At 53.9% G+C, this 26,505-nt stretch carries 25 protein-coding genes; 15 read left to right on the plus strand and 10 right to left on the minus strand.

Annotated elements, in window-relative coordinates:
- Window positions 1–103: 103 nt before the first annotated feature.
- Both WA318_RS05755 and WA318_RS05760 read right to left on the minus strand, forming a co-directional pair.
- Window positions 104–883 (minus strand): crotonase/enoyl-CoA hydratase family protein, encoded by a 780-nt coding sequence (locus tag WA318_RS05755; RefSeq protein ID WP_114100083.1) that lies wholly within the window; start codon window positions 881–883, stop codon window positions 104–106.
- A gap of 35 nt (window positions 884–918) precedes the next feature.
- On the minus strand, window positions 919–1,683 hold the full coding sequence (locus WA318_RS05760; RefSeq protein ID WP_336080256.1) for an SDR family NAD(P)-dependent oxidoreductase: 765 nt from the start codon (window positions 1,681–1,683) through the stop codon (window positions 919–921).
- 243 nt (window positions 1,684–1,926) lie between these two features.
- On the opposite strand from WA318_RS05760, the gene WA318_RS05765 reads away from it, so the two are divergent.
- From WA318_RS05765 to WA318_RS05785, 5 genes are all read left to right on the plus strand, one after another.
- Complete coding sequence (locus tag WA318_RS05765) at window positions 1,927–3,792, plus strand: feruloyl-CoA synthase (protein ID WP_336080257.1); 1,866 nt, start codon at window positions 1,927–1,929, stop codon at window positions 3,790–3,792.
- Window position 3,793: 1 nt separating this feature from the next.
- Window positions 3,794–5,044: a thiolase family protein gene (locus tag WA318_RS05770; RefSeq protein ID WP_336080258.1), complete on the plus strand. Its 1,251-nt coding sequence runs from the start codon at window positions 3,794–3,796 to the stop codon at window positions 5,042–5,044.
- Window positions 5,045–5,239: 195 nt separating this feature from the next.
- Window positions 5,240–6,358 carry a serine hydrolase domain-containing protein gene (locus WA318_RS05775; protein WP_336080259.1) on the plus strand — a complete coding sequence of 373 codons (1,119 nt, stop codon included), beginning with the start codon at window positions 5,240–5,242 and terminating at the stop codon, window positions 6,356–6,358.
- A gap of 417 nt (window positions 6,359–6,775) precedes the next feature.
- On the plus strand, window positions 6,776–6,922 hold the full coding sequence (locus WA318_RS05780) for an SDR family NAD(P)-dependent oxidoreductase (protein ID WP_336080260.1): 147 nt from the start codon (window positions 6,776–6,778) through the stop codon (window positions 6,920–6,922).
- Between the two features lie 30 nt (window positions 6,923–6,952).
- On the plus strand, window positions 6,953–7,792 hold the full coding sequence (locus WA318_RS05785) for a fumarylacetoacetate hydrolase family protein (protein WP_336080261.1): 840 nt from the start codon (window positions 6,953–6,955) through the stop codon (window positions 7,790–7,792).
- Between the two features lie 182 nt (window positions 7,793–7,974).
- Here WA318_RS05785 and WA318_RS05790 read toward each other — a convergent pair whose 3' ends face one another.
- Window positions 7,975–8,997 carry a LacI family DNA-binding transcriptional regulator gene (locus WA318_RS05790; RefSeq protein ID WP_336080262.1) on the minus strand — a complete coding sequence of 341 codons (1,023 nt, stop codon included), beginning with the start codon at window positions 8,995–8,997 and terminating at the stop codon, window positions 7,975–7,977.
- 186 nt (window positions 8,998–9,183) lie between these two features.
- Between WA318_RS05790 and WA318_RS05795 the strand changes: the two genes are divergently transcribed.
- From WA318_RS05795 to WA318_RS05825, 7 genes are all read left to right on the plus strand, one after another.
- Window positions 9,184–10,506, plus strand: coding sequence for an ABC transporter substrate-binding protein (locus WA318_RS05795; protein ID WP_114099621.1), 1,323 nt, complete (start codon window positions 9,184–9,186; stop codon window positions 10,504–10,506).
- 121 nt (window positions 10,507–10,627) lie between these two features.
- Window positions 10,628–11,575, plus strand: a complete 948-nt coding sequence (locus WA318_RS05800; RefSeq protein ID WP_336080263.1) for a carbohydrate ABC transporter permease — start codon at window positions 10,628–10,630, stop codon at window positions 11,573–11,575.
- Window positions 11,572–12,510: a carbohydrate ABC transporter permease gene (locus WA318_RS05805; RefSeq protein WP_114099619.1), complete on the plus strand. Its 939-nt coding sequence runs from the start codon at window positions 11,572–11,574 to the stop codon at window positions 12,508–12,510. The genes WA318_RS05800 and WA318_RS05805 overlap by 4 nt, the downstream gene beginning before the upstream one ends.
- Window positions 12,507–12,695 (plus strand): hypothetical protein, encoded by a 189-nt coding sequence (locus WA318_RS05810; protein WP_114099618.1) that lies wholly within the window; start codon window positions 12,507–12,509, stop codon window positions 12,693–12,695. The genes WA318_RS05805 and WA318_RS05810 overlap by 4 nt, the downstream gene beginning before the upstream one ends.
- Before the next feature lie 3 nt (window positions 12,696–12,698).
- Window positions 12,699–13,796 (plus strand): ABC transporter ATP-binding protein, encoded by a 1,098-nt coding sequence (locus tag WA318_RS05815; RefSeq protein ID WP_114099617.1) that lies wholly within the window; start codon window positions 12,699–12,701, stop codon window positions 13,794–13,796.
- Window positions 13,789–14,784, plus strand: a complete 996-nt coding sequence (locus tag WA318_RS05820; RefSeq protein ID WP_114099616.1) for an ABC transporter ATP-binding protein — start codon at window positions 13,789–13,791, stop codon at window positions 14,782–14,784. Before WA318_RS05815 ends, WA318_RS05820 begins: the two co-directional genes overlap by 8 nt.
- Window positions 14,785–14,795: 11 nt before the next feature.
- Window positions 14,796–16,418, plus strand: a complete 1,623-nt coding sequence (locus tag WA318_RS05825; RefSeq protein ID WP_336080264.1) for a dihydroxyacetone kinase subunit DhaK — start codon at window positions 14,796–14,798, stop codon at window positions 16,416–16,418.
- A 96-nt stretch (window positions 16,419–16,514) separates the two neighbouring features.
- Here WA318_RS05825 and WA318_RS05830 read toward each other — a convergent pair whose 3' ends face one another.
- Window positions 16,515–17,423 (minus strand): LysR family transcriptional regulator, encoded by a 909-nt coding sequence (locus WA318_RS05830; RefSeq protein ID WP_114099614.1) that lies wholly within the window; start codon window positions 17,421–17,423, stop codon window positions 16,515–16,517.
- A gap of 207 nt (window positions 17,424–17,630) precedes the next feature.
- Here WA318_RS05830 and WA318_RS05835 point away from each other — a divergent pair, with 207 nt between their 5' ends.
- The 3 genes from WA318_RS05835 (at window position 17,631) to WA318_RS05845 (ending at window position 20,428) form a co-directional block, all read left to right on the plus strand.
- Window positions 17,631–18,713 (plus strand): tartrate dehydrogenase, encoded by a 1,083-nt coding sequence (locus tag WA318_RS05835; protein WP_336080265.1) that lies wholly within the window; start codon window positions 17,631–17,633, stop codon window positions 18,711–18,713.
- Window positions 18,714–19,042: 329 nt separating this feature from the next.
- On the plus strand, window positions 19,043–19,981 hold the full coding sequence (locus WA318_RS05840) for a 2-hydroxyacid dehydrogenase (protein WP_336080266.1): 939 nt from the start codon (window positions 19,043–19,045) through the stop codon (window positions 19,979–19,981).
- Window positions 19,982–20,062: 81 nt separating this feature from the next.
- Window positions 20,063–20,428 (plus strand): winged helix-turn-helix domain-containing protein, encoded by a 366-nt coding sequence (locus tag WA318_RS05845; RefSeq protein ID WP_336080267.1) that lies wholly within the window; start codon window positions 20,063–20,065, stop codon window positions 20,426–20,428.
- Window positions 20,429–20,456: 28 nt separating this feature from the next.
- Here the strand turns inward: WA318_RS05845 and modC are convergent, their stop codons facing one another.
- The 6 genes from modC to WA318_RS05875 all read right to left on the minus strand — a co-directional run bounded on the left by modC (window position 20,457) and on the right by WA318_RS05875 (window position 26,404).
- On the minus strand, window positions 20,457–21,593 hold the full coding sequence (gene modC, locus WA318_RS05850; protein WP_336080268.1) for a molybdenum ABC transporter ATP-binding protein: 1,137 nt from the start codon (window positions 21,591–21,593) through the stop codon (window positions 20,457–20,459).
- Window positions 21,590–22,282: a molybdate ABC transporter permease subunit gene (modB, locus tag WA318_RS05855; RefSeq protein WP_336080269.1), complete on the minus strand. Its 693-nt coding sequence runs from the start codon at window positions 22,280–22,282 to the stop codon at window positions 21,590–21,592. The genes modC and modB overlap by 4 nt, the downstream gene beginning before the upstream one ends.
- A complete protein-coding gene (gene modA / locus WA318_RS05860; protein ID WP_336080270.1) occupies window positions 22,282–23,073 on the minus strand; it encodes a molybdate ABC transporter substrate-binding protein in 792 nt (263 codons plus the stop codon). Before modA ends, modB begins: the two co-directional genes overlap by 1 nt.
- A gap of 187 nt (window positions 23,074–23,260) precedes the next feature.
- Window positions 23,261–23,779, minus strand: coding sequence for a hypothetical protein (locus tag WA318_RS05865; protein ID WP_336080271.1), 519 nt, complete (start codon window positions 23,777–23,779; stop codon window positions 23,261–23,263).
- Window positions 23,780–23,840: 61 nt separating this feature from the next.
- Window positions 23,841–24,530 carry an exonuclease domain-containing protein gene (locus WA318_RS05870; protein WP_114099607.1) on the minus strand — a complete coding sequence of 230 codons (690 nt, stop codon included), beginning with the start codon at window positions 24,528–24,530 and terminating at the stop codon, window positions 23,841–23,843.
- A 5-nt stretch (window positions 24,531–24,535) separates the two neighbouring features.
- Complete coding sequence (locus tag WA318_RS05875; RefSeq protein ID WP_336080272.1) at window positions 24,536–26,404, minus strand: DUF294 nucleotidyltransferase-like domain-containing protein; 1,869 nt, start codon at window positions 26,402–26,404, stop codon at window positions 24,536–24,538.
- Window positions 26,405–26,505: the final 101 nt, after the last annotated feature.

The following is a 26,505-nucleotide window of genomic DNA, read 5'->3' on the forward strand; positions in this document are numbered from 1 at the left end:
CCGGTGTTCCTGTTCCTACCTGAGTGTTCTGGCGACCGCTTTGGCGCGGCTTCTTGCCTGATGTTTTAGGTGCAGAAAAGTTCATGTGCCTCAAATTCAAGGATTACTTGAAGCTTGGGGCACGCTTTTCCAGAAAGGCGCGAAGACCTTCCTGGGCATCTTCACTTGTTTGGGTCAGTGCAGCACAAAGGCTTTCGGTAAACAATCCATCGGCCTTTGACATGTCTTCGATCCGAGCCAATGCCTGAATCATGACATAGTTGGAAAGCTGAGCATTCTCGGCGACGGTGGTCGCCAGTTCTGCGGCTTTTTCCTTTGCATCGTCTTCTGAGTCGCACACGTAATGTGAAAACCCAAGACGTAAACCTTCTTCGGCATCATATTTGCGGCCGGTCAGCATCATCTCGATCATGCGATCCGCGCCAAGGATCCGGCCAATACGAACAGAAGCCCCGCCACCCACAAATATGCCGCGGCGGCCTTCGGGAAGCTGATAAAATGCCGTCTTGTCTGCTATGCGGATATGGGTGGCGCTGGCCAGTTCAAGCCCCCCCCCGATCACCGCACCCTTCAGAAGCGAAATGACAGGCAAGCCGCCGAACTGGATCATATCCATGATCCGGTGCCAGTTACGTGAATGCCGCATCGTTTCTGCTGCATTTCGTGCAACATGCTCGGCAAGATCAAGGCCTGCCGAAAAATGCCCCCCTTCGCCAGCCAGAATGACGACCCTGACATCCTTTGGCGGATTGGAGAAAAAGGCTTCGAGTGCCTCCATGAGCGTATCGCTAACCGCGTTACGCTTGTCAGGCCGCGTGATGGTCAAACGTGCAATCGAACCATCGACCGCAACGTCCAATACGTCATTCGCGCCATTCGTCATATTCTTGTTCCTTAATTTAAGCAATCAGTCAGTCTTTATCGGGCCTGCAGGCGAACTGCGCCGTCAAGGCGAATAACAGTGCCGTTGAGCATTGTGTTTTCAACAATATGGCGGGCAAGATCGGCAAATTCCTGTGCTTTGCCCAGCCGCTTCGGAAATGGAATGTTCGCGGCAATCGCTTCGCGTGCTGCATCGGGCAGGGTGTCTGTCATTGCAGTCGCAAACAGTCCGGGCGCAATGGCCATCACCCGGACACCGATCCGGGCAAGTTCGCGGGCGGCTGGCAGGGTCATTGACGCTATCCCGCCTTTGGATGCGGCATAGGCGCATTGGCCAATCTGTCCATCTTCATAGCCGACCGAAGATGTGTTGATGATAACGCCACGTTCCTCGTCGTCGTTAAGCGGTGTCGCTTCGGACATCAGTTGCGCTGCATGGCTCATGGTGATGTAGCTGCCTGTCAGGTTCACATTGAGCGTCCGGATAAAATCACTGATCGGTAATGTCCCGTCGCGCGGCAAGATCCGGCTTGCTGTTCCGATACCTGCACAATTGACCAGGGCGCGCGGGATGCCGAAGTTTTGCTTAACCTTTTTGAAGGCTTGGGCTACCGACTCCGGATCCGAAACATCGACTTCCAGACCAATGCCACCCGTTTCGCTTGCGATGCGCTTGGCTGCGCTCAGGTCGCGATCAAAAATCGCAACCCGCGCCCCGGCAACCGCAAATGTACGTGCAGTTGCTGCGCCAAGGCCGCTTCCGCCACCGGTAATGATTGCTGGAACCTGATTAAGCAGCATTTCCTCACCTAGGTTTGTTATGATTTATAACAATTATATTTGCACATCAAAAAAGCGCCGTCAATTGTGTTTAATATGATGAAAATCAGGGAAAAATTATCTCTACACGCGCGCGATCTATATCATTCGATACGCGAGTATATGCAACGCATGAACGCCCCTTGCGATATTCCGCTTGATGTAATGATTTATGATTGTTATGAATTATAACAAATAAGAAAAGATAACTGGAGGTTTCGTCTCATGGCGATGGTCGCTGAACCCGGACTTCGTCCGGTTCGCATGGGTGATACACGTGTTGCTGTATCAAAGGGAGAAAACGGCGCGATCTATATTCGTTCGTGCGAGGAGCCCGATGAATATCCACGGGCCATCACGGACCGGTTGGATCATTGGGCGGAACAGGCGCCGGATCGGCTGTTTCTTGCTGATCGGGATGCAAAAGGTGTCTGGCAATCCCGAACCTATCAGGAAACCCGTGATCAGGTGCGCAGTATCGCGCAGTATCTGCTGACGCAAAACCTGTCTGAAGAACGCCCGGTTCTTATTTTGTCGGGCAATAGTCTTGAGCACGGTCTGCTGGCGCTGGGGGCGATGTATGCCGGTATTCCCTATGCGCCGGTATCACCGGCTTATTCGCTGGTTTCAACAGATTATGCCAAGTTACGTCACATCGTCGAGCTGCTTCAGCCGGGCCTGATATTTGTTGATAATGGTGCAAAATACAGCAAGGCCCTTGCGGCGGTAATGTACGCAGATGCGCGTCTTGTTGTCTGCGAGAGCCCGCTGAGCGCATATGCTTGTGACCGGTTTGAAGATGTCGTGAAAACCGTTGCAACCGACATTGTCGATGGCGCCAATGCAAAGATTACAGAAGACACAATTGCAAAGTTTCTGTTCACCTCCGGCTCCACCGGAATGCCAAAGGCGGTGATCAATACCCAGCGCATGCTGTGCTTCAACCAGATGATGCTGCGCCATACGCTTGCATTTCTTCAGGATGAGCCGCCTGTTCTTGTTGACTGGTTGCCTTGGAACCATACAGCGGGCGGAAACCATAATTTCGGGATCGCCCTTTATAACGGTGGCAGTTTTTATATTGATCAGGGCAAGCCGACCCCCGATGGGATTGTCGAAACCGTTCGGAACCTTTGTGAAGTTTCCCCGACATTGTATTTCAATGTTCCCAAGGGGTACGAGGCACTTGTCCACCACCTCAGGGATAATCAGCGACTGTGCACGAGCTTCTTTGCCAGATTGAAACTGATGCAGTATGCGGGTGCGGGGCTGTCACAGTATGTTTGGGACAGTCTTGAGGAAGTGGCTGTTGATACCGTTGGCGAAAAGGTCATGATCGTGACCGGTTACGGCTCGACGGAAACGGCACCATTTGCTTTCACAACCACATGGCCTGTCGATCAGGCCGGAAGTGTCGGTCTTCCGGCAGTGGGTCTTGAAGTCAAACTTGTCCCCAATGCTGAAAAGCAGGAACTGCGCCTGCGTGGCCCAAGCATCACGCCGGGTTACTGGCGCCAGCCTGACAAGACCCGCGAGTCCTTCGATGAAGAAGGCTATTACATGATCGGCGACGCGCTGAAATTTGTTGACCCCGATGATATTGAGCGCGGCTTCCTCTTTGACGGCCGCGTCAGCGAAGATTTCAAACTTTCGACAGGTACGTGGGTTCATGTCGGCTCCATCCGTACCGCGATTGCCGAGACCTTTGCGCCTTATGTGCGTGATGCGGTCCTGACAGGACTGAATGAAAACCATATAGGGGCTCTTTTGTTCGCCGATTTTACGGCATGCCGAAAGTTGTGCCGCGACCTTCCCGCTGATGCATCCGAACGTGACATCGCGTCCCACCCGCTTGTGCGGTCTGTATTCCAGGAGCGTCTTAATGCGCTCGGCGCCAAGGCGACAGGAAGTGCGCAGTTTGTGGCGCGCGCCATTCTTCTCGAAAGTTCTCCGGATCTTGATGCTCATGAAGTGACGGACAAGGGCTCCATCAATCAACGTGCTGTTCAGGTCAGGCGTGCTGACAAGGTTGCGGACTTGTACCGGGAACCAATTCCGGAAAGCGTCATGGTCGCGAGAAAAGGGAACTGAGATGGCTACAATTTCCAAAGGTCTGCGGACCGAGTTTGAAGATGTTTGGTTGCTTGGCGGCAAACGCACACCCTTTGTCGACTATACCGGCGCATTCGGTTTGATTTCCCCGATTGATCTCGGGATCAAGGCTGCACGTGCTGCAATTGCCGATGCCGGTGTAAACCCCGCTGATATCGATTTCACGGTTGCCGGTTCGATGGCACAGGCTTCGTACGATGCCTATATGACGCCACGTCATATCGGGTTGTATGCGGGTGTGCCGTATGACCGGCCAGCACATCTTGTACAGCGTATCTGCGGGACCGGCATCGAAGTCATCTTGCAGGCGGCCGACCATATTTCTCTTGGGCGCGGCGATCTGGCGTTGTGTGTCGGAGCGGAATCCATGAGCCGCAATCCGATTGCTGCCTATACCCATCGCAGCGGTTTCCGGATGGGGCAGGTTGAGTTCAAGGACTTCTTGTGGGAAGCGCTTCTTGATCCTGCCGTCAGTTGCACCATGGGCGACACGGCGGAAAATCTGGCAAAGAAATATTCAATTACTCGCGAAGAAGTCGACCGGTTTGCCGAACGCAGTTTTGCGCGTGCGGTCAGTGCGCAGCAGAACGGTTTCCTCGGTGGTGAAATTGTTGCCGTGACTAACGAAACCTTTGAAATGGAAAACGGCAATCCGCGCACCATCAAACTCCCGCGCAAGGTCGAAGCTGTTGACGCTGACAGTCACATTCGCCCGTCTCCGTATGAAATCCTGTCCAAGTTGCGCCCGGCATTCGGTGGTGTCCAGACCGGCGGTAATTCATCTGCCGTGGTTGACGGTGCTGCCGGTGTGGTTTTGGGGAGTTCCGAATATGCCAGGCGGAACGGTCTGACACCGCATGCGCGAATTATTGCGGGTGCGGCTGTTGGTGTTCCGCCGGAAATCATGGGGATCGGCCCGGTACCAGCCATTCAGGCCGTTCTTGATCAAACCGGTCTGACTCTTGATCAGATTGACCGGATCGAAATCAACGAGGCCTTTGGTGCACAGATCATTGCATGTATTCGCGAACTTGGCTTGGACGAGGACAAGGTCAACGTCAATGGTGGTGCAATCGCGATTGGTCATCCGCTTGGCGCAACCGGTGTGCGCATTACCAACACGCTTGCACGCGAACTGACCAGGTCGGGCAGTCGCTATGGCATCGCCTCCGCCTGCATCGGCGGTGGTCAGGGCATTGCTGTTCTGATCGAACGCGCCGAACTGGGCTGAGTGCCCGCGCTTGAAATTGGTTCGACGGCGGCAAACGCCAGAACGAATTAAAACAAGATCAAGATGAAAACGGGAGGTTGTTTAATGCTGTCGCGAAATCGTTTTTTGACTGCCGCGTTGGTGGCTACGGGCATCGTTACTATTACGGCGCCTGCTCTTGCTAAGGAAGAAACGTCACGTTGGTTGACACCAACCATGATCAATGCTCGTGCTCATATGTTTTCACCCGCACTGAATGTTCTAACTTTTCAGCATATGGACCAGATCTTTGCGACCCGGACAGTTGAGGCTGGCAATAATGTCTGGGTGCTTCCCGAGAAACCGGCTTCGCTTGATGATGGCTATACGCTGGATGGTGAGACGGTTTCCCTCGCAGCGTATCTTGAAGCCACATCCACCAATGCATTGGTGGTGGTCAAGGACGGGGCAATTGTCCATGAAAGCTACCGAAACGGCAGTGATGCCAACACGCGCTTCATGACCTTTTCCGTGGCGAAGTCTTATGTTTCGACGTTGATCGGCTTGGCTCTTGACGATGGTTTCATCAAAAGTCTGGATGACAAGGTTACTGATTATCTGCCCGAAATGGCGGGGTCTGGCTATGACGGTCCGACGATCCGCAACCTTCTGCATATGCGCTCTGGCGTGGAATGGCAGGAAATCTATCAGTTTGGCAGCGATACCCAGTTAACCCAGGTTCATGACAATTCTCTGGTCGCCTACAAATACCGCTGGTGCGACTACGCAGCCAATGACTCTGTGGCAAGTCAGAACAAGCCCGGCGAGGTGTTCAATTACGCCACACTTGATACCAGTGTTTTGGGATGTGTTCTTGAACGCGCTGTTGGCAAGACCGGTGCCGAATATATGTCGGAGAAGTTGTGGAAGCCGGCGGGTATGGAGAATGACGCTTATTGGGTCATGGATGGTCCGGAAGATGTCGGGCGCGAGTTTTTTGGTGCCGGGCTTAACGCTACGGCGCGTGATCATGCACGGTTTGGCCTGATGTTCCTGAACAAGGGGCAGGCAAACGGCAAACAGATTGTTCCCGTCGACTGGGTTGACGAAGCTACGATCCCCGATGAAGGGTTTGAGCCAACTGCTGAGGGTGAGCCCTTTGGTTACCAGTACCAGTGGTGGACGATTCCTGGATCAGATGCATATTCCGCGATCGGTTTGTTCCACCAGTTCATCTATGTCGACCCGGAAAACAATCTGGTGATCGTCAAGGCAAGCCACACTCCTGATCCTGTCGGTCATGACGAGGAAAACCTGGAGCTGTTTCGTCAAATTACTGAAAAACTGTCGAAATAGGAAAACAGCTTCTGTCCTGTGAAATGGGGCTGTGAAATTATAACCGGGCCTGGTTTCAGGCTTCAGGCCCGGTTCGTTCTTTCCTGTTGGATGGCATCAAGTTCTGGCTGATCAGGTTGTGTGAACTCTCTTACCGGACTGGAGGTTCAAGAGGCGACTTCAGCCAGCATAGGCCTTCTCGCTCGGCGGGGCGAACAATACACTTGTCTTTCAATGATCCTGCGGTCGGAATTCCCGGTCCGAAGCGCTTGCGGAGCTGGGGGCTCTTGACGGTATTGAGGTCCACAGATTTGATGTGACCAACAAGAATGCCATTACGGCGTTGATTGACGATATTGGTGCTGTCGATGGCCTGTTAACTGTGCAGGGATTGTTGACAACGGGACAATCCTTGAAGTCACGGAGTAAGAATGGGCTTTGGCCTTTGAAATAAATGTCAAATCCCAGTTCAGAATGATCCGTGCGGTCCTGCCGGGAATGCTTGAAAAAGGTGAGGGATCAATTATCAATATCGCCTCGGTTGCAGGGGCCGGGCATGTTGTTGATGGTGGCGGGACCGCCTGATCGGAATTTGAACAAAGGATTGGACGAAATATGAAGTTCGCACGTTACGGAGAACGCGGTGCAGAAAAACCCGCACTGGTTGATGCCAAAGGCAATCTGCGCGACCTTTCGGCCCACGTCGATGATATCGCAGGCGATGTTCTGACCCGCCTTGATGATCTGAAGTCAATCGATCCGGAAAGTCTGCCGCTGGTTGAAGGCGAACAGCGCCTTGGTGCCTGTGTTGGCCAGACCGGCAAATTCATCTGCATCGGTCTGAACTATGCCGATCACGCCGCAGAATCGGGTCTGGAAGTGCCGCCAGAGCCGATCATCTTTGCCAAATATACCTCGGCAATTTGCGGCCCGAACGATCCGATCATCATCCCGCGTGGCTCGGAAAAGACCGACTGGGAAGTCGAACTTGGCTTCGTGATCGGCAAAAAGGCCAAGTATGTTTCCGAAGCAGACGCACTTGATCACGTTGCCGGTTTCTGCCTGATCAACGATGTTTCCGAACGCGCCTATCAGATCGAGCGTGCCGGTCAGTGGTCCAAGGGCAAATCATCAGACAATTTCGGTCCGACCGGTCCGTGGCTTGTGACGCCGGATGAAGTGGGCGATTTCGACAATCTTGGCATGTGGCTGGAAGTGAATGGCGAACGCGTTCAGGATGGCTCGACCGCGACCATGGTCTATCGTGTGCCGCACCTGATTTCCTATCTGTCGCAGTTCTTCACCCTGCATCCGGGCGATATCATTTCGACTGGTACGCCCCCGGGTGTTGGTCTTGGCTTCACCCCGCCGCGCTATCTGAAGGCCGGTGACGTGGTTGAACTGGGCATTGATGGTCTGGGGACACAGCGTCAGGTCTGTGTGAACGACGACTGATCCTAATTGTATGACAAATAAAGAAGCGCGGCCCGCAAGGATGCCGCGCTTTATTTGTTTTTTTGGGTCTTACCAGCCGGTTTCAAGCAATTTGTTCGCATCACCAAGTGTTCTCTGTGCCGGTGTGCGCACCTTGCCCAGAGTGCTATTGAGTGGTTATCGGAAACAGGACGGCCATCGGACTAGAGGTTTTCGGCAAGCAGGATTTCTACACGAATGCGTTCCTGTGATGCGAGGGTTTCGCGATTTTCGCATTTGGCCCGCAAGGTCCGAACAGCGCTGCGAACGATATGTCCCGGGTCTTGATTGATCAGAGCATCCAGTCTGTTGTCACGCAATGCCTGTTCGGTCGAGGGGGTGCGTTCATGAGCAATGGTGATCAGATTGCTGCCACCACGCAGTTGTTGGGCAAAATCGATTGCAACGCGGGCTTCCGATCCCATGATGTAAAGCCCGACAATATCATCATGGGCGGCAAAAGCGTTCTTCAGAACAACGCCTGTCCGCTCCTGATAGCCGTGTGTTTCAAGTGTAGGCAAGGCGTGAAGATGCGGATAGTTCGGCGTCAACACGCGATCAAAGCCCAGTCGACGCTCGAGGCTGTCACGTGCCTGCATGGTCTCGGCCAGCACCAGAATTGATCCGCTGACATTGCCCAGGAAGCGGGCCATCAGTCGACCTGCCGTTGCCCCGGCGGCAACGTTATCAATTCCGACGAATGACTGGCTGTCTTCTTCCTGTTGATTGGAAATGATTGCGACGGTCTCGATCCCGCGTTCGCGCATACGATGCAGGGCATCACGAATCTGCGGGGTTTCAGGTGCCATGATCGCAATGCCATCATAATCATCAGCAGACAGGCGCGACAGGGTTTTGGCAGCACGGTGCGGATCGTGTTCGTCTATGCGCACAATTTTGGTCTGGATCATTTCAGCGCGACTGGCTTGGTCAAATTCGGAAATATGCTTGAGAATCACATCAAGAAATTCGTCGCCAGAGCGCGGAACGACAAAGCCGAAGCGATATCCCTTTTGGCGGGCCAGCGTTGCAGCGACCTGATTGCGTTCGAAACCAATACGCGCAATTGCTTCGTTAACGGCATCGATCGTCTTTTGCCGAACGCCGGATCGACCATTGAGTACGCGATCAATGGTTGCAAGGCTCACACCGGCCGCTTTGGCGAGGTCTTTAGTTGTTGGTCTCATTTATTTTGCAGGCCCAAATCGCTCTGTTTTTCTTATCTTACCCTCAACCATTGAGCACGTCTCCGCAAGAAATTTGAGGTGCGTAACTCAAAAAATGCTCATTTTGAGGTGCGTACCTCAAAAACTTGTGGTAGAAGTGCGTCAGTCGCTAAAAAGCCGCGACATTCCAACGGGAGGAAAAATAAAATGAAATCAGTAGGTTTGAAGACGCTTGCCGCAACGGCAATCGTTGCCGGTTCGCTACCGGGTGTAGCATCGGCAGAAGATCTGACCCTGTGCTGGGCGGCGTGGGATCCGGCAAACGCCTTGGTCGAGTTGTCCAAAGACTTCGAAGCCAAAAGCGGCAATACCATGCATTTCGAATTCGTGCCTTGGACGTCGTTTGCGGATCGCATGCTCAACGAGCTTAATTCCGGCGGCAAGCTGTGTGATCTGATGATCGGGGATAGCCAGTGGATTGGCGGTGGCGCCGAAAACGGTCACTACGTCAAACTTAATGACTTCTTTGCCGCCAACAATATCGACATGGCCGATTTTATTCCGGCCACAGTTACCGGTTACGCCGAATGGCCGAAAAATACCCCGAACTACTATGCGCTTCCGGCCTTTGGTGATGTGGTTGGCTGGACCTATCGCAAGGACTGGTTCGAGCGTCCGGAAATCCAGAAAGAGTTCAAGGCCAAGTACGGTCGTGACCTTGGTGTTCCGGTAACCCTTGAAGAGCTTAAGGACATTGCGCAGTTCTTCCAGGGGCGCGAAATTGATGGCACCACTGTTTACGGTGCCGCGATCTATACCGAACGCGGTTCGGAAGGGATCACAATGGGCGTCACCAACGCCCTTTATAACTACGGTTTCCAGTACGAAAACCCCAACAAGCCCTATGACCTTGACGGCTTTGTGAATTCCGACGGTGCGGTTGCCGGTCTTGAGTATTACAAGGACCTCTATGACACCGCGACCCCTCCGGGATCGTCGAACTGGTATATGAGCGAAGATATCGATGCTTATAAATCAGGTCAGGTTGCTCTTCAGATGAACTTCGCCTTCATCTGGCCGGGCGTCGAGGCCGACCCGAATGTGGGCCATGGCAAGTCCGGCTATTTCCCCAACCCTGCAGGACCGGCAGGTCAGTTCGCCCAGCTTGGCGGTCAGGGGATTTCTGTCGTTGCTTATTCCGACAAGCAGGATGCCGCACTTGAATATATCAAATGGTTCGCCCAGCCTGAAATTCAGGCGCGCTGGTGGGAACTTGGTGGCTATTCTGCCCTGCGTGCTGTGGTCGAGGACCCTGGATTTGCAAGCAGCCAGCCCTATGCGCAGACCTTCCTTGATAGCATGGCGATCGTGAAGGATTTCTGGGCTGAACCTGCCTATGCCGATCTGCTTTTGTCAATGCAGGAGCGCGTCCACAACTATGTCGTTGCCGGCGAGGGCACGGCCAAGGAAGCGCTTGACGGTCTGGTCAAGGACTGGACCGAAGTCTTTGAAGACGAAGGCAAGCTCTAAGTCCCGGTTTTCCAGGACGATTGGATCTGGACCGGTCCCGGCGCGGCGTGATCACGCCGGGACCATTCCTGCGACCAAGTAGAGACTGTGTGGGATAACCGCGCGGCTAAGGGCATCAATAATGAACAATATTCCGATCGAGAAGATCGCCAAGGCAACGCCAGACAGCGTGGCGCGCCATATTCGTGGCCTGTCAGATCGAAGCATTGCCTGGATATTCGTCGCACCGACGATTTTCCTTTTGCTGGCGATCAATATCTTTCCGCTGATCTGGACCGTATGGCTCAGTTTTACTAACAGCCGGGTGAACCGCCCCAATCGAGCTGTCGAATGGGTTGGTCTGCGCAACTATGAACGTATCCTGACGGATAGCGACATCTGGCACACGATGCAGGCAACAGCGCATTTCCTGATCTGGACCATCGTGTTGCAGGTCCTGATCGGCTTCATGCTGGCATTTCTGATCAACAAGAAATTCAGGGGGAATGACCTTTGGACGACGATCATCGTCTTCCCGATGATGCTGTCGCCCGCGGTTGTCGGCAATTTCTGGACATTCCTGTATCAGCCGCAAATTGGCCTGTTCAACTATGTCATCGCCTTCTTTAGCGGTGCCGACCCGGCAAGCTTTTCCATGATCGGGGATGTCGATCTTGCCCCTTGGGCGATCATTATTGCCGATACATGGATGTGGACACCGTTTGTGATGCTGATCTGTCTTGCCGGTCTTCGATCCATCCCCAACAGCATCTATGAAGCCGCCGAATGCGACCGTGCCTCGAAATGGCGTCAGTTCTGGACCATTACCATTCCGATGGTATTGCCATTCCTGATGCTGGCAGTCCTGTTCCGCGGGATTGAGAACTTCAAGATGTTTGATCTTGTGGTGCAGCTGACTGGTGGCGGACCGGGCAATACGACAACCTTGACCTCAATTGATCTGAAACGCGAAGCCTTTGAAAAGTGGCGCACGGGATATTCGTCGGCCTATGCCGTGATCCTGTTTGTGACCGTGTTTGGCCTTGCATCGATCTATGTCAAAGCGCTGAACAAGGTAAAAGAAAGATGAGTTTTTCTGTTACAGAACCAAACAAGGGAACCAAGTGGTTCGCCGGGGTGCTTGTTGTCGGCTATGCCTTGATCACGATCGCCCCGTTACTCTGGATCATTGCGACCGGGTTCAAATCCCCCGCTGATTCCATTGCCTATCCGCCCAAAGTTGTGTTCGAGCCATCACTGGAAGGCTATGTGAACCTCTTTACCGAGCGGACCCGTGCAACGCCCGACATGCTTGAAGCGCAGGGCGAACCAAAAAACTGGTACGAACAGATTGCGCGTGATCAGGGGACTGTCATTAGTGGTCCGTCGCGCTATGGCGAACGGTTTCTGAACTCGGTCATCATCGGATTTGGCTCTACTGCACTTTGCATGATCCTCGGGACGGCTGCGGCCTATGCGTTCAGCCGGTTCCGGGTGCCGCTCAAGGATGATCTTCTGTTCTTTATCCTGTCGACCCGCATGATGCCGCCAATTGCAGTCGCTATTCCGATCTTTCTGATGTTCAGGAACCTTGGTCTGAATGACACCCATCTGGGCATGATCCTGCTTTATACCGGGGTGAACCTTTCATTGTCGGTGTGGCTGTTGAAGGGCTTCATTGACGAAATCCCCATCGAATACGAAGAAGCAGCGCTGATTGATGGCTATACCCGGTTTCAGGCCTTCTACAAGGTGGTGTTGCCACAGGCGGCAACCGGTATCGCATCAACGGCAATCTTCTGTCTGATCTTTGCCTGGAACGAATATGCCTTTGCTGTTCTTCTGACCTCAGGCACAGCACAGACCGCGCCTCCCTTTATTCCAACAATCATTGGTGTTGGCGGCAAGGATTGGCCCGCGGTGGCGGCGGGTGCCACCATCTTCCTTGTGCCGGTCATGGTCTTTACCATTTTGCTGCGCAAACATTTGTTGCGCGGGATCACCTTCGGAGCGGTACGCAAATGAATGATTTCATCAACGGATTATTCAGATTGCGCCGCGGGCCCTGGGAAATGGTGGCATCGGTTTTGATCGCACTCGGCGTGATCATGCTGATGCAGCCTGTTGCGATCACGCTATATACCTATTCTTTCATTATCACGCTGACGGGAACTGTAATGTTCATCGTCGTCAGCCACTTCCCGGAGTGACCCATGGCACAGATAAGAATTGAAAACGTGCGCAAGGAATTCGGGGCATTTACAGCGGTTCAGTCTTCGAGTTTCACCATTGAAGATGGCGAATTCTTTATGCTTCTTGGCCCGTCAGGCTGTGGCAAGACCACAACGCTTCGTATGATGGCCGGGCTTGAACTGCCGACAAGCGGACAGATCTATATCGATGGCGAGGAAGTCGGTCAGAAACCGGCAAGTCAGCGTGATATTGCCTTTGTCTTTCAGATGTTCGCACTTTATCCGCACATGAATGTACGGGGCAATATCAGCTATCCGCTTAAAAGTCAGGGAATGAAGTCGGCGGATGTGAACAAGAAAGTCGGCGAGGTCGCCGAAATTCTTGGCATCAACGACATCCTTGATCGTCCAGTGGGCGGTCTTTCGGGCGGTGACCGTCAACGTGTTGCGTTGGGGCGTGCGATTGTGCGTGATCCCAAAGCATTCTTTATGGATGAACCGCTTGGGGCGCTTGACGCCGAATTCCGTGAACATATGGCAGAAGAGTTGCGTGCCTTGCATGACCGGATGGGGGCGACCACCGTTTATGTCACCCATGACCAGCTTGAAGCGATGCAGATGGGCGACAAGATTGTCGTGATGAATCACGGTGTTGTTGAGCAGTTTGGTGTTCCTCAGGACATTTATGACTGGCCCGCAACCAAGTTTGTCGCCCAGTTTATCGGATCGCCTCCGATGAATTTTCTTGAGTTCGAGGGCATGATTGGCACCGGTGGTACGGAAGTCCGGCTTAATGATGTTGCCATCCAGGTGCCCGCAAGTCGCGAAGGTGCCAATGGCAAACTGACATTTGGTGTGCGGCCAGAACATGTGAAGTTTGATGACACGGCGGAATATCGGGGGCGCGTGATCGCAACCGAATATCTTGGAACGACCCAGATCGTGACTTTTGATACGCCCAACGGGCTGCTCAAGGCACGGGTCGCAAGTCATGAAGCTGTCAATGACGGACAATTGATAGGCCTTGGGTTTGATCCAAGAACGATCACCTTGTTTGACGCCCGGCAGGGACGAGCATTGCGATCAGAAGGAAACGAAGGAGTACTTCGTCATGGCTGAGGTAAGTTTAAGCGGTGTCACCAAGCGTTTTGGTGCTGATGTGGCACTTGATAATGTCACAATGACAATTCCCGACGGGTCGTTTGTGGTTCTTCTTGGGCCGACCGGCGCGGGCAAGACAACGACACTTCGAATGGTGTCGGGGCTTGATGTACCTGATGCCGGCCACATCATGATCGACGGGCGTGACATGACCGGGCTGACACCCGCCCAACGCGATGTCGCCATGGTGTTCCAGCAATATTCGCTGTATCCGCATATGACGGTGCGTGAAAATCTGGAATTCCCGCTGAAATCCCCGATCCTGAAAACCCCGCAAGATCAGATCAGGCGCAAGGTCGATGAAATCGCCGACATCCTTCAGATCAGGCACAAGCTTGATAATAAGGCGACCGAGCTTTCAGGTGGTGAAATGCAGCGCGTCTCAATCGGTCGTGCACTGGTCCGTAAACCTTCGGTCTATCTGATGGATGAACCACTGAGTTCTCTGGATGCAAAATTGCGTGCGGACCTCAGGGTGGAGCTTAAATCCATTCAGGCGGATTCAGGGGCAACATTGCTTTATGTTACTCACGATCAGATCGAAGCCATGACCATGGCAACCCATGTCGGGGTGCTAGATCACGGGCGGCTGGTGCAGTTCGGCTCCCCGCGCGAGATTTATGAAGACCCGGTCAGCATCTATGCGGCCAGTCGTCTTGGCCAGCCGCGCATCAACGTTCTGCCAGCTGACGTTTTTGCCGGTGCGCCCAGCGGCGCCGTCAATATCGGCCTGCGCCCCGAACAGATCATTCAGGGCGAGGGTGAGGACAGCTTTGTTCAAAGGGTGGAGCATCTGGGGGATCAGACCCGGCTTCATCTGACATTCAAGTCGCATGACCTGATTACGGTCACAGATGCGCATACCGAACTTAAAAACGGTGACATCGTTAAAATTCGTCCGAGCAAACCATTCTACTTCGGCGCCGACGGCGCTCGGGTGGCCTGAAGGAGTTCAATATGGCCCAATTCATAAACAATAAAGACGCAATCGTAACCGAGGCCATCGACGGTGTAATCAAGGCATCAGGTGGCAGACTGGCCCGAATTGACGGCTATCCGCATATTCGCGTGGTGGTGCGCAATGACTGGGACAAGTCCAAGGTTGCACTGGTTTCAGGGGGTGGTTCCGGTCATGAACCCGCCCATGCCGGTTTTGTCGGTGCGGGTATGCTAACAGCTGCTGTGTGTGGTGATGTATTTGCATCCCCGTCCGTTGACGCCGTCCTTGCCGGTATTCTGTCAGTAACGGGCCCGGCCGGATGTCTGTTGATTGTCAAAAACTATACCGGTGACCGGCTTAATTTTGGTCTAGCGGCTGAACGGGCGCGGGCCTTTGGGCTTAAGGTCAATATTGTCATTGTCGATGATGATATTGCCTTGCCCGATCTTCCACAGCCGCGCGGCGTTGCGGGCACATTGTTCGTGCACAAGATCGCCGGTGCGATGGCCGAAAGTGGTGCATCCCTTGAGGATGTAACCGCAGCTGCGGAGCGGGTTATCGCGGGAACAAAGTCGATCGGTATGTCGCTTGATACATGTACGGTGCCGGGGTCTCCCAAGGAAAACCGGATCGAGGCCGGTAAGGCCGAACTTGGTCTTGGCATTCACGGCGAGGCGGGTGTTCAGCAGATTGATTATCACAATGCCGAACAGGCTATGGCGGCCGTCACGGCGAAACTTGCGGCAGTGGTGGAAAACAAGCCGCATGTGGTGTTGCTCAATAATCTTGGCGGAACTTCGGTGCTTGAAATGGCGATCCTTGCCAATGATCTGGCCAATTCGTCCATTGCCAAGAACCTGAAATTCATTGTCGGTCCGGCGGCAATGATGACGTCACTTGATATGCGCGGTTTTTCGGTTTCGGTCTATCCGCTGAGTGCCGAGGATCATGCGTGGCTTTCTGCCCCCTGCGCGCCTGCGGCCTGGCCCGGATGCCATCCGATCAAGCCGGTGAGTATTGTCGAACTGCCTGATGGTCTTACGCCGATCCAGCCGATCCCGTCGGAACATCGCCAGACCGCAGCGTTTCTGACGCAATGCTGTCACGTGCTGATTGATGCAGAAAGCGATCTGAATGCTCTTGATGCCAAATCCGGGGATGGCGATACCGGATCGACATTGGCCGGTGCGGCGAGGGCTCTGATGGGGGCGCTGGATCGTTTGCCGCTGGCAGATCACACCCAGCTTCTGCGCGCCATCGGGCAGGAGTTGAGCCAGACAATGGGCGGATCATCGGGCGTACTTCTGGCGATTTTCTTTACCGCTGCCGGTGATGCGGCATCAAGCGGCCGTTCGATGGTCTCAGCCCTGAAGGACGGGTTGGAACGCATGCAGCAAATCGGCGGTGCGCAGTTGGGGGATCGCACCATGGTCGATGCCCTGAAACCTGCCCTCGATGCACTTGAGGCCAAGGGCATGGGGGCTGCGGCCGATGCTGCGCGCAAAGGGGCTGTTCATACCTCGACCATCGTGAAGGCCAAGGCAGGGCGTGCGTCCTATATCAATGCCCAACAGCTGGAAGGTCACATCGACCCGGGAGCAGAAGCCGTCGCCCGCCTATTTGAGGATCTCAGCAAGTAATCGTCGGATTTTTCATTCTTCCCACTCTCCGGGCATCGTCAGCTTCGTCTGCCGGTGCCCATTTTTTTGTTCGGTATCTGCCATTTGGCGTCACATCTATTGAATGGATGCTGTCGCATTCCTGCGCAAGTTCCGGTGCAGGAAGTCGATGAAAATACGGACCTTTGCCGACAGGTTATGACGTTCCGGATAGACCGCGTAAATATCGGCATCGACATGAGCATAGTGCGGCAAGACCAGTTGCAGGCGACCGGCATTGACGTGACGCGCAATATCCCATTCGGAACGCAGCATGATGCCCAGCCCGTCCATCACCCAGCCAAGCGCGATCTCGCCATCATTGCTGCTGAGCGTGCCGTGAACCTTGACGGTTTCGGAATGCTGACCACGCTGTAATTTCCAGACATCATAAACATCATTGTCCTGACGCAGGATGATGCAATTGTGGTTGATCAGATCGGTCAGATTGCGCGGCATGCCGTGCTTTTCGATATAGGCCGGTGCCGCACATAGAAAGCGCCGGTTATCCAGAAGCTTGCGGGCCCGGATACGTGAATTGGGCAAGCCACCGATACGGATGCCAAGATCAATGCCTTCTTCGACCATATTCATCGGGGCGTCTGTCAAAAGAAGCTGTACTTCGACATTGGGGTACAGGTGGGAAAACTCGGCGATTACCGGGGCGACATATTTGCGACCAAAGCCGAAGGTGGCATTAATGCGCAAAAGACCGCTGGGGTTTTCGCTTGCATGCGAAACCCGTTCTTCGAGTTCCTCGATGTCGTGCATGATCCGGATGGCGCTTTGATAATAGGCTTCGCCCTCGCTGGTCATGCTGATCCGTCGTGTCGTGCGGTTCAGCAATCGCACGCCCAGCCGGTCTTCAAGCTTTGCCAGCCGTTTGCTGACAGCAGGCGGAGACAGATTAAGCTCCTGGGCTGCGGCACTCAGGCTTCCCTTGCGAACCAGAAGGACGAAAAACCCGAGATCACTATCTGATGACATTATTAACCTACACGACAGAATGAAATAAATAATCAGAAATTATACTGAATAATTAAAAAATCTACACTGCACATATTGTTCGGAAAAACATCGCAGGTTCGGATGTGGTGACAACTGCGCAGCAGGGTAGCCCCAACGAATAAGGCTGGTTTCCGCCTGTCAAAGCGTGCCGACGACCTGACGATATTCAGAGGAGGAAAAGTTCAAATGGCTGGTAACAAACATAAGATCGCGGTGATTGCCGGTGATGGTATCGGCACGGAAGTCATGCCCGAAGGCGTGCGCGTTCTTGAAGCCGCTGCCGAGGTCTACGGGATTGATCTGACGTTTGATACGTTCGAATTCGGGTCCTGTGACTACTATCTTAAACATGGCCAGATGATGCCTGATGACTGGAAAAGTCAGATTGGCAATCATGACGCCATCTTCTTTGGTGCAGTGGGCTGGCCTGATACGGTTCCCGATCACATTTCACTGTGGGGGTCGCTAATCCAGTTCCGGCGTGATTTTGATCAGTATGTCAATTTGCGTCCGGCCAAATTGATGCCCGGTGTGCCTTCACCACTTGCCGGTCGCAAGCCGGGTGATATTGATTTCTATGTGGTTCGCGAAAACACCGAAGGTGAATATTCTTCGGTCGGCGGGAAAATGTATCCGGGGACAGATCGCGAGATTGTCATTCAGGAAACCGTCATGTCGCGTGTCGGTGTTGATCGCATCCTGAAATACGCGTTCGAACTGGCCCAGAAACGCCCGCGCAAGCATTTGACATCGGCGACCAAGTCCAATGGCATCTCGATCACCATGCCATATTGGGACGAGCGCGTTATCAAAATGGCAAAGTCCTATCCGGATGTAAGCTGGGACAAATATCATATCGATATTCTGACCGCACAGTTTGTCATGAATCCGGATCGCTTTGACGTTGTTGTCGCGTCCAACCTGTTTGGCGATATCCTGTCTGACCTTGGTCCGGCTTGTACCGGAACGATTGGTATCGCCCCGTCGGGCAATATCAACCCGGAACGCAAATTCCCGTCCCTGTTCGAGCCGGTCCATGGTTCGGCACCGGATATTGCGGGCAAAGGCATTGCCAACCCGATTGGCCAGATCTGGTCCGGGGCAATGATGCTTGATCATCTTGGTCATACCGATGCCCATGACGGGATCATGCGGGCAATTGAACAGGTTCTGTTGTCCAAGGAACTGCGCACCGGCGACCTTGGCGGTACGGCAAATACCGTAACCTGCGGCAAGGCAATCGCCGATGCCGTGCGCCAGCAAGGTTAACCTCCCCAAGAAACCACAATAAAAGTTTCCCTTATTCCTCGCCCGATCACCCGTTTCGTCCGGTGGTCGGGCTTCTTTATGTTTGATCTATGGTCGTCGGGGCTTTCGCAAACTCGTAAAGGTGCAGGATGGCCATAGGTGAAAACCTTCTTTTCATCAGGATGCCAGAAACCTGTCGCGTCATGGCGAATATCAGATGGCGTTAACTTTCTTGTTAAGAGAGAATTGTTAAACGCATTTTCGGGGTGCTGTTGTTTTCCTTATCAACTTGTTTCAGAAGGCTGATTTGGATAGCTTCGAACTCTGGTTGCCCCAACGAAAGCCTGACCATGATCCGATCCGTGCTTGCTATCACCGACATTCGTCCGGCCTATACCGCCCTGCTTGCCGGGCGGTATGATCTGCATCGTTTTGATCTGATCAAAGATACCGAGGCTTTTCTGAATGAGACGGGGGACAAGATCACGGCGGTGGTGACTTCGGCGCGGTTTGGATTGTCTGTCGAATTGATGGACCGGCTTCCCAATCTCGAAGTCATCACAAGTTTCGGTGTTGGACATGATCTGATTGATCTTGAAGCCTGCCGTGCGCGCGGTATTCGGGTTTCAACCACCCCCGATATCCTGACCGATGATGTGGCCGATACCGCAATCATGCTGATGCACGCGGCTTTGCGCAATCTGGTGGCCGGTGACGATTGGGCACGCAGTGGCAAATGGTCTGCCAACGGGCCGATGGCACTAACCCGGTCTGTGCGGGGTAAGAAGCTCGGCATCGTCGGGCTTGGCCGGATCGGGCAAGCGATTGCATCGCGGGCTGAACCAAGCGGGCTTGAGATCGGTTATTTTGGCCGCAACCCCAAGCCGGTCGATTACCAATTCTTCGACGATCTTGTCGAACTGGCGCGTTGGGCAGATATTCTGATGTTGTCCTGCCCGGGCGGGGCTGCGACACAGGGCATCATCAATGCCGATGTTTTGTCTGCATTGGGGGCAGATGGCTTTGTAATTAATATTGCACGCGGTTCGGTTGTCGATGAGCCGGCACTGATAGATGCCTTGCAGAATAAAGTGATCGCAGGGGCGGGTTTGGATGTGTTTTACAACGAACCGCATATGGACCGCGCCTTTGCCACCCTTGATAATGTTGTCCTCTATCCGCATCACGCCAGCGGCACGGTTGAAACACGCGACGCAATGGCGCAGCTTGTTGTCGATAATCTCAACGCCTGGGATGATCGCGGTGAACTGATCACACCGGTTGCCTGACGACATACTTTCACCATTTGGTGCGGTCCAAGGCGATCTTTGATCTTGGCGGTCAAATGCCGGTCGGGATATTGTGTCGCAATGACTGGTGATGATCTTAAAGTCCGACTGAAAATTGAACTGCCCGGCGCAGTCCGCCTTGGCTATGGCAAGGTCGATCTGTTGCGTGCGGTCGAAGAGCATCGTTCGATTTCGGCCGCAGCACGGTCGATGGGGATGTCCTATCGCCGGGCATGGCTGCTGATTGACGACCTAAACAAGTGTTTCAGCGAGCCTGTAATCGAAACCAGTATCGGCGGACGTGCGCATGGTGGCGCGACCCTGACGCCAACCGGCATGCGGATCATCGAGATTTATCAAACAGCCCGTGACAAGGTGCAGGACGCCATCAAGGACGAACTGGATCAATTGGCTGCGTCATTGGCAGAGAACCCCCAAGCTGACTGACGGATCGGGGATTGTGGTCGGAATTCTGTCAAAGCGAATGGTCAGACAGCTGACCATCCACTGTCACAGATTTTATCACCGCAAAGACCTTTTGATGACGTTCAAGATTGAGCCGCCCGGCAGACCATCGCGTGATACGCGCATGCAAGGTCGGTCGTCCGCTGGTGGCGGCGAAAAGTGATGCATCGGCATCATGGCCAAAGCACAGGCTGATATCGACCGTATCCCCGTCCAGATCGCTGATGTCGGTAATGGTCACCGGGATAATGTTATTGGCACTGATTCCCGATGGTGCCGTCCGCGCAATCATGACATCACGGGCGCGGATATGCAGGCGGACCTGATGGCTGGCCGGGCGTCCAAGATACGGGACGACAATGCGCTGTCCGGCGCATTCAAGGAAGCTTACCTCGGCCTTGGGATCGCGACTGACAATCCGGGCAGGCAGAACCGTTCCGGCGTCGAACTGTCCGGCAAGCGGGGGCAGGTCGCTACGGCCCAGCATGTCAAACACCGAACCGCTGGCCAGTGTTTTCCCTTGATCAATCACCACCAAATGGTCGGCAAGGCGGGCGACTTCGTCGATCGCATGGGTGACATACAGGATCGGGATTCTGCGGTGGTCACGCAGCCACTCGAAATAGGGAAGGATTTCCTGTTTGCGGGCGTGATCAAGGGCCGATAACGGCTCATCCAGAAGCAGGATATCGGGGTTTGCAAGCAAGGCGCGGCCAAGTGCCACACGCTGCTTTTCACCACCGGAAAGGGCCGCGGGACGGCGCCCCATCAAGGGAGAAATGCCGAGCATCTCGAGAATGGCAGTCTGTTCTTCGCGGTTCAGTTTGTCGGCATTCCGACGTGCCCCGAAATAAAGGTTTTCGCTGACGGTCTTGTGGGGAAACAGGCGGGCATCCTGAAATACATAACCAACGCGCCGGTGTCGTGCAGGCAGGTTGATTTGCCGGGCATGATCGAAAACAACATGTTCGCTTATCTCGATGCGCCCCGTGTCGGGGCGTTCCAGTCCGGCGATGATATTGATCAGACTGGTTTTGCCACTTCCTGACGGGCCGAACAGGGCCGTGATACCGGGTTCCTTGATGTGGAAATCCGCATCAAGATCAAGCTTGCCAATCTTGTGTCGGATCGAAAGATGGATGCTCATGCCGTGGCCCTTTTGCGGATATGGCGCATGGCAATCTCGGACAGGAGCAGTCCGCCAAAGGCAAGCCCGATGGAGAGTGCGGCAAGTCGTGCTGCGGCAAGTTCGCCACCGGGGGTCTGGATTGCGGTATAGATCGCAAGGGGTAATGTCCGCGTTTCACCCGGAATGTTTGAAACAAAGGTAATGATGGCCCCGAATTCCCCGAGACTTGCAGCAAAGGCAGTAATCGCACCGGCAATGATACCGGGCAAAGCCAAGGGCAAGGTTAGCGAAAAGAACCGGTCAATCGGCCCGGCGCCAAGCGTTTCAGCTGCCTGATACAAGCCGCTATTGACGTTTTCAAGGCTGAGCCGGATGGCGCGGACCTGAAACGGGAAGCTGACAATGGCTGACGCCAGTGCCGCCCCCGTCCAGCTAAAGACAAAGCGAACGTCAAAGGTTTCATAAAGCCAAGCGCCAAGCGGGGCGCGGGTGCCAAAGCCGATCAGTAGCAAATAGCCCATCACGACCGGCGGCAAGATCAGCGGCAGATGCACGATGGCATCAAGAATGAAGCGTCCGGGAAACTGCCCAAGTGCCAATGCGGTTGCGACCAGAATGGCAAAGGGCAGGGCACAGGCAACAGCGACGCCTGAAATGCGCAAACTCAGCAACAGGGCTTCGATCTCTGCTGGCGTCAAACTGATCATTACTTTGATGTGCCTGTATTGGTTGCCTGTATCTGATCAAATCCATAATCGGTAAAAATCTTGCCTGCGTCATCCCCCAAAAGCCAGGCGAGGAAATTGGCATTGCTGTCGTTACCGGCATCCTTGATCAGGGCGACTGGATAGGTGATTGGCGGATGGCTGTCATCAGGGAACGTGCCAATGATTTTGACACCCTGTGTAATCGCGGCATCCGTACGATAGACGATGCCAAGCGGGGCCTCACCGCGTTCGACCAGTGCAAGTGCTGCGCGCACATTGTCGGCACGGGCAAGACGGGGAGCAAGCGTTTCCCATTGGCCGAGATAACTCAGTGCCTGTTGGGCATAGATACCGGCTGGAACGTGGTCCGGATCGCCGACTGCGATGCGATCATCATTACCCAGAAGTGCTGTGATGTCGGTATCTTTGGTCAATGAAATGGCGTTAATGGCACTGTCGTTGGGGGCAATCACGACAAGTCCGTTGGCGACCATATTGTTGCGGGTGTCAGCTTCGATCATGTCCTGCTCAGATAACCAGTCCATCCATTTCTGATTGGCGGAGATGAACATGTCTGCTGGTGCACCGGCCGCAATCTGGCGGGCAAGGGTTGATGAACTGGCAAATGATATCTCGATGCGATCACCGGATTGCTGTTCATAGGCCTTTGCGGCGGCAGTAACGGCGTTGGTCAGGCTGGCAGCGGCAAAAACAGTGATGTCTTCGGCATGAGCATTGATGGCGGTGAACAGGAAAACAGACAGGGCAAGATATCTGGCAAGGCGGCGCATGGTGGGATCCTTGTGGCGTTGACCTATCGCTATATTCTAATGGATATAACGATAGGTCAAGTAATTGATGCCATGCAATTTCGAGACGAAGGGAATTTCGGGTCGTAACATTGGCCAAGCTCAAACAACAACAGCCCGCCAATGGCGGGCTGTGGAGAGAGCAAGACTGGTGACAGGGTGTGTATACTTACCGGCACACAGCAGCGCGCAGCGGATCGTCCGCATCCATGTCGAACCATTCCTTCATGTCGGTCGGAAAACCGTTATCATCAAGATTGTTGTCGGGTGTGATGTAGCCACGCTTGCCAGTGGTGCAATCAACCAGATGGGTCAGCGCCAATGTTTCAGCCCCCTTTTTCAGAAGCAGCGTTGTAACGCGCCTTTCATCCGGATTTGCCGGATTGGGTACGAGCTTGTCACGATCAATGGCTGTAAACCGGTTGATTGGCGCTGAAATCAGGGTCCAGGGCGCAAACGGGTTTTCGTCGGTAAAGATCTGGATCACGTCGATATTTTGCGGAAGCCGCGCATCATAGCGATCAAACCAGCTATATTCATCCCAGATCATATAGCCAAACATCGCAACGGCGGCGACAAAGGGAACGACATATTTCGGTGCTTTGCGGCCCCAAAGACGGAACAGCAGCATCACTACCCCGGCCGCAGCAAAGCCGACAACTACCGTTGTGAAAATAAAGACATACATGCGGCCGTGACCCCCGGTTCCCTGTTATATTTGTTTGGGCTTCTGATACCCTGTAATCCGATTAGCGCAGTATCCGGTTGAGCTCAAGTTCACCTTTTGGATCACGCTTGGCAATCTGGGCCAGAAACAGCCCCGATGCGGCAATCGCATCCGATAATGCGTTATGTGCGCGGAACGGCGGCAGGTTGTGGCTGCGCCGCAAGCTATCAAGTTTCAGTGCCCCAGATTTCATCGGCTGTCCACTGCGATGCAGATCGCGAAGGGCAAGAACCAGGGTGTCGACCGTCGGAATTTGCAAAGGGGCACCAAAACACTGTTTGCATGCCTGCCCCAGAAAACCCAGTTCAATCGGGGCGTGATGGGATATCAGAACCCGACCTGCCATCTGGGGTAACAGATGTTCAAGTGCGGTTTTGATATCGGGTGCATTGGCGACGTCGCTATCAAATATGCGATGGACCACGACCGAGCTTTCACTAAGTTCCTGCGTCGGGCGGACCAGAATATGTTCACAGCTTGAGAAATCAACGCCTAGCTGCCGGATGATCACCCAGCCCAGACTGACGATCTCGTCGCGCTTGGGATCAAGACCGGTGGTTTCCAGATCAAGGGCGATGAACTCGGTTTCACCGACCGGGCGATGTGGATCCGCTGGCGGGATATCATAATAGGCCCGCAAGGGACCCGTTGCCTTGCGCTGGATGAAATCCCGGTAAAGGCGACTGTCGACGATTTTTTGACGCAATCCCATACTGATCAGGTCCCGCTTTTGCCAAAGGCATTTTCGAGCGCATTTTGAAGGTTCTTGATCACTGAAAAGGCGTCTTTCAGATGGCTGCGTTCAAAGGCAGACAGGCTTTCGGGATGCAGGAAGTTGTCCGGGGCATCCCCGCGCCGGATTTGCCGAACCTGATGTTTCAGGCGCGTGATGCTAATAAATTCAAAGGCATCAAGAAGATCCGACGCCCCCTGTTTGCTGATCGAGGGCAGTGATTTGACGGCATGAAGTCGTTCAAATGTATTGACCGCGTCAACCCCGTTGGCCAAGGCGTGAATACGGGCCAGATCAACAATCGGCACAACCCCGTTATGTTTCAGATCAAGGGTGCTGTCATGTTCGCCGCCCCGGATCATCACAAAGTTCTTGAAGAAGCCAAGCGGCACATGATGGCTCAGGGCATTGCCAACCATATAGGCCTGGAAAATGCGGTTGTCGCGCGCCTTGGAGACAATCAGGCGATGGAGATTGTCAAACAGGCTTTTGGTGCCGTGGATGGGGCGCAAGTCGAACCACACAGAACAGAGCATCAGAGATTTGGGTTCGGGCTGTTCGATCCATTTGTTGAAATATTGCTGCCAGACACGCACTGGTTGGCGCCACTGGTCGGTTTTTGCCATCATATCGCCGGGGCAATAAACATAACCAACCGTGTTGAGACCATCACAGACAAAATCTGCCAGCGCCCTGAACCATTCTCCGTGTTGTTCCGGATCATAGGCGTCATCAATGATCAGGCAGTTATCCTGATCAGACAGGGCTGTTTGTTCCTGACGGCCTTGTGATCCTCCTGCCATCCAGACATAGGGAACCGGTGGCGGGCCAAGCTTTTCTTCGGCCAGTTGCAACAGACGGACCGTCGCGGCATCCGAAAGGGTGGTTACGATATGTCCGGCATTTTGTGATGTTGCTCCGGCTTCGATCAGATGACTGAGCAGTTCAGGAACCTGTTTGATGACCTTGGCCATATCCGCCGGATCGGTCAGCTTGCCAATCCGCCCGGCCATATAGACAGCCGACAATGACTGACGGGCAAGCAGGTTGTTGGTGGTGATTACGCCGACAGCCTTGCCATCCTTCATCACCGGCAGATGACGTACATTGTGGCGCGTCATGGTCAAAAGCGCATCAAATGCATATTCGTCGGGGTGAATGGATATCGGGTTTGCGGTCATGATTTCGGTAACCGGATCGTCATAGCTTCGACCTTGTGCAACGACACGGTTTCGCAAGTCGCGATCGGTCATGATGCCGACGACTTCGGCGTCACCCTCGGTGATCAGAAGGCAGGAAACCCGTTCCTTGCTCATCAGTTTGCCTGCATCCAGAATGGTCGCAGATTTGTCGATACTGACCAGATTGCGTGCAATCAGATCAGCAACCCTGACACTCATCAGTTTGAGCTGGTCGTCATCACGGCTTTCAATCAGCTGCATACCACTGCGCAGCCGCTCCCCACCCATCTGGGCAAAGAAGTAGTTAAACTGGGGATATTTCCCGGCCAGATCGTGAAAATCCTTCTCGGGTAGCAGGTAACACAGGCTGTCTTCAAGCGTCGTGATATTGTTGGCGGCCTTGCCGTTACGGAACATCGCACGCACGCCAAAGCATTCGCCCTCGGACAGGCGGGCAAGCAGCAGTCCATCCGGATCGCGGGTTTCTGTGCCGCCCGTTCGGATAATATACAGGTGAAGGCATTGCTGTTCGGGGGAAAGGACCTTGGTGCCGGCCCGGAAATAACGCGCCGTCAGCCGTTTGGGCAGGGTATTGATTTCATCGTCGGGTAACAGGTCAAAAGGGTGATGCTGTTTTAAAAATTCAGCAATTTCTTCGAGTTCGATGCTCATTCCTATTTCCTCCGCTCGGCCATTGTTGCCTGACAATGCGCAAAAAGAAAAGCCCCCGGATCAATGATCCGGGGGCCTGCAACAGATTTGGTAAACCGATT

The organism is Thalassospira sp. CH_XMU1448-2 (genome assembly GCF_037027285.1).
In the GTDB taxonomy this organism is placed as follows: Bacteria; Pseudomonadota; Alphaproteobacteria; order Rhodospirillales; family Thalassospiraceae; genus Thalassospira; species Thalassospira profundimaris_C.